This is a genomic window from Citrobacter sp. R56 (assembly GCF_016811995.1).
GTDB lineage: Bacteria > Pseudomonadota > Gammaproteobacteria > Enterobacterales > Enterobacteriaceae > Citrobacter_D > Citrobacter_D enshiensis.
The window spans coordinates 3,774,209-3,785,449 of the sequence record NZ_CP069159.1; the positions used below are offsets into that span (position 1 = coordinate 3,774,209).

At 54.1% G+C, this 11,241-nt stretch carries 10 protein-coding genes; all 10 read right to left on the reverse strand.

The genetic code is table 11. From position 1 onward, the window contains the following. Positions 1-64: 64 nt before the first annotated feature. Positions 65-571, reverse strand: a complete 507-nt coding sequence (gene secM, locus JM656_RS17845) for a secA translation cis-regulator SecM (protein ID WP_192611086.1) — start codon at positions 569-571, stop codon at positions 65-67. 280 nt (positions 572-851) lie between these two features. Beyond that, positions 852-1,769 (reverse strand): UDP-3-O-acyl-N-acetylglucosamine deacetylase, encoded by a 918-nt coding sequence (gene lpxC / locus JM656_RS17850; RefSeq protein ID WP_162381022.1) that lies wholly within the window; start codon positions 1,767-1,769, stop codon positions 852-854. A 100-nt stretch (positions 1,770-1,869) separates the two neighbouring features. Next, positions 1,870-3,021 carry a cell division protein FtsZ gene (gene ftsZ / locus JM656_RS17855; RefSeq protein ID WP_003018753.1) on the reverse strand — a complete coding sequence of 384 codons (1,152 nt, stop codon included), beginning with the start codon at positions 3,019-3,021 and terminating at the stop codon, positions 1,870-1,872. Positions 3,022-3,082: 61 nt separating this feature from the next. Continuing rightward, entirely contained in the window at positions 3,083-4,345 is a 1,263-nt protein-coding gene (gene ftsA / locus JM656_RS17860) for a cell division protein FtsA (protein ID WP_192611085.1), read from the reverse strand. Further along, positions 4,342-5,172, reverse strand: coding sequence for a cell division protein FtsQ (gene ftsQ, locus JM656_RS17865; RefSeq protein WP_162381018.1), 831 nt, complete (start codon positions 5,170-5,172; stop codon positions 4,342-4,344). The genes ftsA and ftsQ overlap by 4 nt, the downstream gene beginning before the upstream one ends. A gap of 1 nt (position 5,173) precedes the next feature. Beyond that, positions 5,174-6,094 carry a D-alanine--D-alanine ligase gene (locus tag JM656_RS17870; RefSeq protein WP_203358926.1) on the reverse strand — a complete coding sequence of 307 codons (921 nt, stop codon included), beginning with the start codon at positions 6,092-6,094 and terminating at the stop codon, positions 5,174-5,176. Then, positions 6,087-7,562 (reverse strand): UDP-N-acetylmuramate--L-alanine ligase, encoded by a 1,476-nt coding sequence (gene murC, locus JM656_RS17875; RefSeq protein ID WP_192611082.1) that lies wholly within the window; start codon positions 7,560-7,562, stop codon positions 6,087-6,089. Before murC ends, JM656_RS17870 begins: the two co-directional genes overlap by 8 nt. 53 nt (positions 7,563-7,615) lie before the next feature. Further along, positions 7,616-8,683, reverse strand: coding sequence for an undecaprenyldiphospho-muramoylpentapeptide beta-N-acetylglucosaminyltransferase (murG, locus tag JM656_RS17880; RefSeq protein ID WP_203358927.1), 1,068 nt, complete (start codon positions 8,681-8,683; stop codon positions 7,616-7,618). Next, positions 8,680-9,924 carry a cell division protein FtsW gene (gene ftsW / locus JM656_RS17885; RefSeq protein WP_203358928.1) on the reverse strand — a complete coding sequence of 415 codons (1,245 nt, stop codon included), beginning with the start codon at positions 9,922-9,924 and terminating at the stop codon, positions 8,680-8,682. The genes murG and ftsW overlap by 4 nt, the downstream gene beginning before the upstream one ends. Continuing rightward, positions 9,924-11,240 carry a UDP-N-acetylmuramoyl-L-alanine--D-glutamate ligase gene (gene murD / locus JM656_RS17890; RefSeq protein ID WP_203358929.1) on the reverse strand — a complete coding sequence of 439 codons (1,317 nt, stop codon included), beginning with the start codon at positions 11,238-11,240 and terminating at the stop codon, positions 9,924-9,926. Before murD ends, ftsW begins: the two co-directional genes overlap by 1 nt. Position 11,241 lies beyond the last annotated feature (1 nt).

Genomic DNA, 11,241 nt, shown 5'->3' on the forward strand with positions numbered 1-11,241 from the left:
ATAATAAAATCTCAAACGCCCCGCGAAGCGAAGTCATAAAAATGAATTAAAGGTTTTTTTGTTGTTAGCTGAGGCGTTGAGGACCGGCACGTATTCCCTGCGCCTGGCTAATCCAGACGGAAACGTTAAATACGGCCTGAGGTGTAAAATGGGCGTACGCCAGATGGCGCACGATCGCAGGCGGCTGGCCTTCCTGAGTCAGCATGGCGCTGAGCGTATTCAGTAAAGCAAGATGATGCGCCTGGAGCGGTAACGGTTCTTCAGCAACGGGCAGCGCTTGCGGCGCCATTGCGAAGGAAAGATGGCGAATAACCGTTCGAATTGCATGTTGGTGCCAGTAATCGACGGTAAAATTCGGACGACGGTTGGTGGCTTCCAGCAACGCAAGCTGGCTAAAGTTTACCTTAGCAGATTGGTCGTGGTTGCTGGCTGTCGCTTTTGCTGGCGTATTAGGCTCGGCAGCGTTACTGAGAGCGGGCAGACCAAAGCTCGCCGCGACCATCCCCAATAAGAGATGCGGCCAGAAGTACCGTCTGCCTAACTGTCGCCAGCGCGTCAGTATTCCACTCACGTCATTGCCACCTTAAAAGCCCGAACGTCGGGTTTATGCTTTCTAAACGTTATTTTTGCGCACAAATCTTATCACTAATACCGCTGTACTACAGCAGGAATGACAAAAAGCTAAGGGTAAAAATGCTTAAGAAAGCAGCGAACGCGCTGCATTTCGATTCAGCAACACATAAAAATCGCTTCGGAAAAAATGACGGGCGCGCTACAAAAAAAACGACTGGCTTACCTGGCCGGAGAGAGTGCCAGATTAACCAGTCGAATTTATGCGACAGGGTGTGTCGTTATGCCAGTACAGTCGAAGGCGCTTTGAAAGCCAACGGCAGTTCTGCGTCGTCCTGGAAGGTCACAAATTCCCAGGCTTCCTGTTTAGCCAGGACTGCCTGCAGCAGTTTGTTATTCAGTGCATGACCGGATTTATACGCGGTAAATGCACCGATAATGTTGTGACCACACATGAACAAGTCACCGATAGCATCAAGCATTTTGTGACGAACAAATTCATCTTCAAAACGCAAGCCGTCTTCGTTCAATACGCGATAATCGTCAACAACGATGGCACAATCGAAGCTGCCGCCCAGGCACAAACCACGAGACTGCAGATATTCGATATCACGCATGAAGCCGAAAGTACGCGCACGGCTGATCTGGCGCATGAACGCGTCAGCAGAGAAGTTCATCGCATAGCGCTGTGTGCTGGAGTCGATCGCCGGATGGTTAAAGTCGATGGTGAAATCCAACGTAAAACCATTGTACGGCTTGAACTCAGCCCACTTGTCGCCATCTTCGACACGAACAGTCTCTTTGATGCGTACAAATTTCTTGGCGCTTTTCAGTTCTTCAATACCCGCATCAAGCAGCAGGTAGACGAACGGAGCGGCACTGCCATCCATGATCGGGATTTCCGGAGCATTGACTTCGATAACAATGTTATCGATGCCCAGGCCCGCCAGAGCAGCGTTAAGGTGCTCAACGGTTGAAATCCGTACATCATGCTCATTAACCAGACACGTACAGAGCATGGTATCACGCACAGATTTGGCATCGGCCGGGAAATCTACCGGTGGATTCAAGTCGGTGCGACGATAGATGACCCCGGTGTTGGCCGGCGCAGGGCGTAATGTCAGGGTGACTTTTTTGCCGGTATGTAAACCGACGCCAGTCGCCTGAACGATACGTTTAAGTGTCCTTTGTTTGATCATCGTATAATCTCGCCAAATTACCTATCCAACCGAAGTGTACTATACATTCGGCGGGTCAGTTTAGCACAAAGAGCCACGATACCCAAATTCCAGCTAATTCTTAGTCAGCTTGCTTGCGCAGGAACGCAGGGATATCGAGATAATCCGGCTCTTTAGTGGTTTGCGGCGTGTTGTCGTTAACCACTTTAGCAACTGGTTTTTGCTCTTGCGTCAACGGTGCCATGCCGTGCTGCTGGTAGCGATCCATCACGGGCTGCTGCACCTGCTTATTGGTGACCAGGGTGATTTCCGGACGTTTGTCCATACCAATTCCAGTGGCAACAACGGTAACGCGCAGTTCGTCATTCATATCCGGGTCAAGAGACGTACCGATAACCACGGTTGCATTATCCGAAGCAAATGCACGGATGGTGTTACCCACGGTTTCAAACTCATCCAGACGCAGATCGAAGCCCGCCGTAATGTTGACCAGTACGCCGCGAGCGCCAGACAGATCGATATCTTCCAGCAGCGGAGAAGAGATAGCCATTTCAGCCGCTTCTTCCGCACGGTCTTCACCGCTCGCCACGCCGGAGCCCATCATCGCATAGCCCATTTCGGACATCACGGTGCGCACGTCTGCAAAGTCGACGTTCATCAGGCCAGGACGGGTGATCAGCTCAGCGATACCCTGTACCGCGCCTTTCAGCACGTCGTTTGCTGCGCCAAATGCGTCCAGCAGGGAGATACCGCGTCCCAACACTTTCAGCAGTTTGTCGTTCGGGATAGTGATCAGAGAGTCCACATGTTTGGACAGCTCGGTGATACCCTGCTCCGCGAATGCCATGCGCTTCTTGCCTTCAAAGTTGAAAGGCTTAGTCACGACAGCGACGGTCAGAATACCTAAATCTTTTGCGACTTCAGCAACAACTGGCGCAGCACCGGTACCGGTACCGCCACCCATGCCTGCTGCGATAAACACCATGTCTGCCCCGTCAAGCGCTGCACGCAGAGCTTCACGATCTTCGTCAGCCGCATTGCGACCCACTTCCGGGTTTGCGCCCGCCCCCAGACCTTTGGTAATACCGCTACCGATCTGAATGGTCTGGCCAACAGCAGTTTTACGCAACGCCTGGGCGTCAGTATTGACTGCAAAGAATTCAACACCTTCAATGCGCTCGCGCACCATGTGTTCAACGGCATTACCGCCGCCGCCACCGACGCCGATGACTTTAATCACCGCGTCGTTGGTCAGTTCCATAGGTTCAAACATAGTTTCTCTCCGTTTTGTGCCTGTCGCCTGAGACCGTTAATCTTCTCCGGTCTCATAAAAATTAAAACTCTTTTCGCAGCCAGCTATTAAGTCGCTTGATCCACGAGCCAACTGAAGCCGTAACACGTTTTTCTACTTCTGCTTCACCACTCAAATGGGACTCTTTCCCGTAGTGAAGCAACCCCACCGCCGTTGAGTAATACGGCTCCTGAGCATAATCCGTCAGTCCGGTGATATTCAGTGGCGCACCAATACGCACCTGCGTATGGAACACGCGCTGGGCGCAGGCTGCAAGGCCTTCAATTTGCGCCGCGCCACCGGTTAAAACAATCCCCGCCGCCAGATGATGTTTCACACCCTGCTGGCGAAGCTGTTCTTGTAATTGCAGTATCTCTTCGTTGACCAGATTGAGCAGTTCGGTATAACGCGGCTCAATGACCTCTGCGAGCGTCTGACGCTGCAGGCTGCGCGGCGGTCGCCCACCCACACTGGGCACTTCCACGCTCTCGTCTTTCCCAACGATGGAGCCTAACGCACACCCGTGGCGCACTTTAATGGCTTCGGCGTCGCTCGGCGGCGTACCAAAGGCATAGGCGATATCACTGGTCACTACGTTTCCTGCGTAAGGTATTACTTTGGTATGGCGCAACGCCCCGCCAGTATAAACGGCGATATCCATTGTACCACCACCAATATCCACGACGCAGACGCCCAGTTCACGCTCATCTTCCGTCAACACGGAATAACTGGCCGCCAGTCCGGCAAATATCAATTGGTCAACTTTCAGGCCACAACGTTCCACGGCTTTGACAATGTTTTTCGCCATATCGTTGTGGCACGTAATCAAATGCACTTTTGCCTGCATACGTACGCCGGAAAGACCGACAGGATTTTTGATGCCTTCCTGGTAGTCAATCGCATACTCTTGCGGAATAACGTGCAGAACACGATGTTCATCACGAACACGGACCGACTTTGCGGTGTGCACCACGTTTTCCACATCTTCCTGCGTCACTTCCTCTTCGGAGATCGGCACCATGCCGATTTCATTCTGACAGCTAATATGCTTCCCAGAAAGCGCCAGATACACCGAGGAGATCTGGCAATCCGCCATCAGTTCAGCCTGGTCAATGGCGCGCTGTACGCACTTTACCACTGACTCAAGGTCGTTCACTCCGCCTTTATCCATACCGCGCGACGGGCAACTGCCCACCCCAATGATATTGACTATACCATCGGGCAGAACTTCCCCTACTAAAGCGGCAACCTTCGCGGTGCCAATCTCCAGTCCAACTACCAGTTTTCTGTCCGTCGCCTTGATCATTGTTGTTCTGCCTGTGCCTGATTCTGTTGCTGATTAGATTCCTCAGGAGGTAAGGGAACCCACCCTACTGCCGCCCCCGAGTCATAACGCAAATCAACGTAGCTAATCCGTTTGCCATCGGTTTGCGCCTGCTGCTGTAAAACCGGATAAAGTTCTACAAAGCGAGCCAAACGTTTCATGGTGTCGCCCCGCCCCAGATTGAGCTTAATATCGTTATTCAGCGTCAACTGCCAGGAACGACGAGCGGTCATTGCCGCTTCCTTCAGGGTGAATCTATCCTTAGCCAGCACCTGCCCCATTTCACGGTACCCTTGCAACACTTCACTCGCGCTGCCTTCCGGGCCGTATAACATGGGTAAAACCTGTTTGCTGGTCCGATCGGTGGGTACACTGAAGGCATTACCTTCCGCATCCACCATATGCTGATCATTCCAACGCGCAATCGGCACATATTCAACCAGATGAATCTTCAATTCATCAGGCCACTGTTTTCTGACACTCGCCTGTTTAATCCATGGCAAACGTTCAATCTGACTCTGAATGATGTTCACGTCCTGGGTCATAAAGGTTCCAGGCGCCCCGAGAGCCAGAATTGACTGCCGGATATCATCATTGCGCGTGTAATGCCGATCGCCGGTCAGCACCAGTTTCGACAAGGGTAAACGCTGAGCGTCTTCCATCCAGCCCAACACCACCCAGCCGCTGACAAACACGGTGCACAACACTGTCAGCAGGAAAAGGATTCCTGCAAGACGCGTTCCATTACTGCGGCGTGAAGATGAGAGTTCTTCTTCACTGTTTCGCGTGTTCAGCGCAGCCTGCGACATATCAGTCCGCCAACTCCAGAATTCGTACCACCAACTGCGAGAAGCTCATGCCCGCCTGACGTGCCGCCATAGGCACCAGACTGTGGCTGGTCATACCCGGAGAGGTATTGGCTTCCAGCAGATAAAACTGGCCATCGCTGTCCTTCATGACATCAATACGACCCCAACCTTTGCAGCCCAGCGCGGTCCACGCTTTCAGGACTAATGCCTGTAACGCGGCCTCTTGATCCACTTCCAGACCAGCAGGACAGAAATATTGTGTCTCATCAGACAGATACTTCGCCTCATAATCATAGAAGGTTCCAGCGGGTTGGATACGAATTGACGGTAAAATTTCTTCACCGAGCATCGCTACCGTAAATTCTGGACCGCTGAGCCATTTTTCAATCAATACTTCTTCATCATGATGAAAAGCCAATGCTAATGCGTTTTGCAAAGCATTTTGTTCTTCAACTTTCGACATTCCCACGCTGGAGCCTTCACGGCTCGGCTTCACAATCAGCGGTAAACCCAACACAGAAATTTGCGCCATGACGTCATCGCTAAGCCCTTTTTCGAACTCAGCGCGCGTTAACGCCACCCACGGCGCGACCGGTAATCCAGCCCCTTGCCACAGCAATTTGCTGCGCAGTTTATCCATTGAAATGGCAGATGCCATCACGCCACTGCCGGTGTACGGCAGGCCAATCAGATCCAGCATCCCCTGCAAAGTGCCATCTTCACCACCGCGCCCGTGCAGCGCGATGAACACCTTCTGAAAACCCATCGATTTCAGAAGGGTGATGTCAACCTCTTGCGGATCCACCGGATACGCATCCACGCCGCCTTCGCGTAAGCCAGCCAACACGGCTGCACCGGAGTTCAGCGAAACTTCACGTTCAGCGGAGGTTCCCCCCAACAAGACCGCAATCTTATCAGCCATGTTGTTCTTCCTCCTGAGTTTGCGGCTTCAGTTTGATTTCAGCTAAGGAACGTGCGATTTTGCCGATATTTCCCGCACCCTGCACCAGAATCAAATCGTTGCCGGTTAATACCGGTGCCAGCATCTCCGCCACTTGGGCAGGGTCGGACACCAGAATCGGGTCAATCTTGCCGCGTCCACGAATGGTACGGCACAGTGAGCGGCTATCCGCGCCAGGGATCGGTGTCTCTCCCGCCGCATAAACGTCCAGCATCAGTAACGTATCAACCTGGGTCAATACGTTGGCGAAGTCATCGTACAGATCGCGCGTACGCGTGAAACGGTGCGGCTGGAACAGCATAACCAGATTTTTGTCCGGCCAGCCCGCGCGCGCGGCTTTGATAGTCGCGTCAACTTCCGTTGGATGATGGCCGTAATCATCGACCAGCATCGCCGTACCGGCTTTTCCGTTTACCGGCTCAAGCGGGAACTCACCAAGAACATCGAAACGGCGTCCTGTCCCCTGGAAGCTCTCCAGCGCACGCAGGATTGCCTCGTCTTCAATCTCTTCTTCCGTTGCCACTGCCACGGCAGCAGCCGCATTCAGGGCATTATGGCGACCTGGCGCATTCAAGGTCACGCGCAGCGCAGGTTTGTCCTGGCGCAAGAGCGTGAAGTGCCCTTGCGGACCAATCTGCTGATAGTCTTCAATACGCACATCCGCGTCATCGCTAAAACCGTAGGTCGTGGTCTGACGCCCCACTCGCGGCAGCAGCTCACGGATCACCGGGTCATCAACGCACATCACTGCACGACCATAAAACGGCAAATTGTGCAGAAAATTAATGAACGTCTGCTTTAAATTTTCGAAGTCGCCCTGGTAAGTATCCATATGGTCCGCTTCGATGTTGGTGACAATCGCCACCATCGGCTGCAGATGCAGGAACGACGCATCGCTCTCATCTGCTTCAGCAATCAGATAACGACTGTGGCCAAGACGCGCATGCACGCCCGCCGCTTTGACCAGACCACCGTTCACAAAGGTCGGATCCAGACCCGCTTCGGCATAAATACTGGAAACCATTGCCGTGGTTGTGGTTTTGCCATGCGTCCCGGCAATGGCGATGCCGTGACGAAAACGCATTAATTCCGCCAGCATCTCTGCACGGCGAATCACCGGAATGCGCGCTTCATGCGCAGCGACAATCTCCGGGTTATCCGCCGAAATAGCGCTGGATACCACCACCACGCTCGCATCACGGACGTTCTCCGGGCGATGGTTGAAAAAGATAGTGGCACCCAGACTCGTCAACTGTTGCGTAACCGGATTCGGCGCCAAATCGGAACCACTGATCTGATACCCTTCATTGGCCAAAACTTCGGCAATACCGCCCATACCAGCACCACCGATGCCGACAAAGTGAATATGCCGAACGCGACGCATTTCAGGCACGATGGAACGCAGTTTCGCCAATTGTTGTGTATTCATTCTTTACGCCATTAACTTCAAAATTTCATGCGATGCAAAAGGCACCGCCACAATTACACCCGGGCAGCCCGGCTCACTTCATTTGCGACTCGTTCTGTGGCATCAGGAATCGATGCCGCGCGAGCACGCTCTGCCATGGTGAGTAACGTTTCTCGCGACCACCCGGAAAGGGTGCTGGCGACGGCATCCACGGTAAACTGTGGCTGCTCGAGAATTTTGGCTGCGCCCGCTTTTTCCAGCGGCAGCGCATTCCAGTACTGCTGCCTGTCTTTATGCTGAAAGGGCACAAACAGCGCAGGTAACCCTGCGGCAGCAATCTCGCTCACGGTCAATGCACCCGAACGACAAACAACCACATCTGCCCACGCGTAAGCGCCTGCCATGTCGTCAATAAACTCCGTCACCTTATGCTGCGGTTGCCCCGCCTGTGCATAAGCGTCTTCAACCGTCTGCTGCGCGCCTTTACCGCTCTGATGCCAGATAGTGACCGCATCGCCAAGTTTTGCGGCAACCAGCGGTAGCGTCTGGTTCAGAACGCGAGCGCCCTGGGAACCGCCAACCACCAGCAGACGAACCGGGCCTTCACGCCCCGCCAGACGCTCCTGCGGCAGAGGCAGCGCCAGCACGTCCGTACGCACCGGATTCCCCACCACTTCCGCTTTCGGGAAGGCGCCAGGAAAAGCCTGCATAACCGTGGTTGCTATCTTCGCCAACCATTTATTGGTCAAACCGGCAATACCGTTCTGCTCATGCAGCACCACCGGGATCCCTAAAGACCAGGCAGCAAGGCCGCCGGGACCGGAAACATAGCCCCCCATGCCCAGCACCACGTCGGGTTTGAACTGTTGCATGATGGCGCGCGCCTGACGCCAGGCGTTAAAAATACGCAGCGGGGCGGCAAGCAATGCCTTGATCCCTTTGCCACGCAAACCGGAGATACGAATGAAGTCAATCTCAATGCCGTGTTTTGGCACTAAATCCGCTTCCATACGATCGGCGGTGCCCAGCCAGCGAACCTGCCAGCCCTGGGCCATTAAATGGTGAGCAACGGCCAATCCTGGGAACACATGTCCGCCGGTACCGCCTGCCATCACCATTAACCGCTTCGGTTGACCACTCATCGTGAACCTCGTGTAAACGCCTGCGCTTTTTCCAGACGCGTTTCATAATCAATACGTAACAAAAACATGATGGCTGTCGACATAATCAACAAACTCGAACCACCGTAGCTGATCAGCGGCAGCGTCAGACCTTTGGTCGGTAGCATACCGGCAGCTGCGCCAACGTTGACAAGTGCCTGGAAACTAAACCAGATACCGATCGAACAGGCGAGAAAACCGGAGAAACGGTGGTCAATTTCCAGCGCTTTACGCCCAATCGACATCGCGCGAAAAGCGACGAAGAATACCATTAAAAGTGCCAATACCACACCGATATAACCCAGTTCTTCCCCAATAATGGCGAAGATAAAGTCGGTATGCGCCTCCGGCAGGTACTCCAGTTTTTGTACCGAATTCCCCAGTCCTTGCCCCCAGACTTCACCGCGACCAAATGCCATCAGCGATTGCGTTAACTGGTAACCGCTGCCAAACGGATCTTCCCAGGGGTTCCAGAAAGAGGTCACACGGCGAATACGATAAGGCTCGGCGAGGATCAGCAGAACAACCGCCGATATCCCCATCCCGATGATGGCGATGAACTGCCACAGTTTCGCCCCGGCAAGAAACAGCATCGCCAGCGTGGTCACAAATAACACCACCACCGTACCGAGGTCAGGCTGCGCCAGCAAAAGCACTGCCAGCACCAGGATCACGCCCATCGGTTTTAAGAAGCCGCGCAGGTTATTACGCACCTCGTCGACCTTACGCACCAGGTAGTTCGCGAGGTAGCAGAACAGCGACAGCTTGGTGAATTCCGCAGGCTGAATACGCAGCGGCCCCAGTGCAATCCAACGCGATGCCCCGTTAACGGAACTCCCCACCACCAGTACGATCAACAGCATGATGATCGACGCAATCAGCATCGTGGTGCTGTACTTTTGCCAGAACTCCATCGGCAAACGCAGCGTGACCATCCCCAGGCAAAATGCCAGGAAAATATACAGCGCATCACGTTTGGCAAACAGGAACGGATCGTTCGCCAGTCTTTGCCCCACGGGCATCGACGCTGACGTCACCATCACGAAACCAATCGCCGCAAGTCCCAGGGTTAACCACAACAACATGCGGTCGTACATAATCAGGCTGTCCGCGTCTTTCTCACGCGAAGCCATCACCCAGCCCTTAAGCGCAGCAAAGCCCCATGCCAGGAGTCCAAATCCCGGCAGGCGCGGCATTCTCAGGCGAGGCAGAGAGAAGCGCATCAACCCAACTCCTTCGCCAGGCGGGTAAATTCATCCCCCCGCTGCTCAAAATTCTTGAACTGATCGAGGCTGGCGCAGGCGGGCGACAACAGCACCATATCTCCCGGCTTCACGCGCGGCGCGATCAAACGCATCGCCTCTTCCATCGTTTCCGTCTGTTCAGCGACGTCCGGACGCAGTTCCGCCAGTTGTGCACCATCACGACCAAAGCAGTACAGACGAACACGATCGCCGTTCAAATAACGCCCCAACGAAGAGAAATCCGCTGATTTACCATCTCCGCCGAGCAGCAGATGCAGCGTGCCATCGACATGCAGCCCCTTCAACGCCGCTTCGGTACTGCCTACATTGGTCGCTTTAGAATCGTTGATCCAGCGAACACCGTTATGCTCCAGCGCCAATTGGAAGCGATGCGCAAGACCGGTAAACGTCGTTAGCGCTTTCAGGCTGCTGGCACGAGGTAATCCTGCTGCGTCCGCCAGTGCCAGCGCCGCCAGCGCGTTGGTGTAGTTATGCTGACCGGAAAGCTTCATCTCTTTCACGTTCAGTATTTTTTCGCCTTTGACGCGCAGCCAGGTTTCGCCCTGCTGACGGTTAAGGTGATAGTCACCCATATTGACGCCAAAACTCACACAGCGCTCATCCGCACCGCGTACCGGCATGGTTAGCGCATCATCGGCATTGACCACGCACACTTTCGCATTCTCGTACACGCGCAGTTTTGCCGCGCGATACTGTTGAAGACCAAATGGATATCTGTCCATATGGTCTTCAGTCACGTTCAGAATCGTTGCGGCAACGGCCTGTAGACTGGACGTGGTTTCCAGTTGGAAACTGGACAGTTCAAGCACATAGAGTTCGCGATCGTCATCCAGCAACATCAGGGCTGGCAGACCGATATTGCCGCCCACACCGACGTTAACGCCTGCCGCTTTCGCCATTTCGCCGACCAGCGTCGTTACCGTGCTTTTACCGTTCGACCCGGTGATAGCGACAATGGGTGCCTGCGCTTCGCGACAGAACAGCTCAATGTCGCCCACAATTTCAATGCCCGCATCAGCAGCAGCGCGTAGTGAAGGATGCGCAAGGGCAATACCAGGGCTGGCAACCACCAGATCGGCGGCCAACAGCCACTCGTCGTTCAGGCTGCCAACGTGGCGTTCAACCGCTTCAGGTAATTTATCCAGTCCCGGCGGCGTCGCGCGGGTATCCATCACACGCGGCGTCACGCCGCGCGCGAGGAAAAAGTCCACGCAAGAAAGCCCGGTGAGACCCAGACCAATGATAACGACGTTTTTACCCTGGTAATCAGCCATG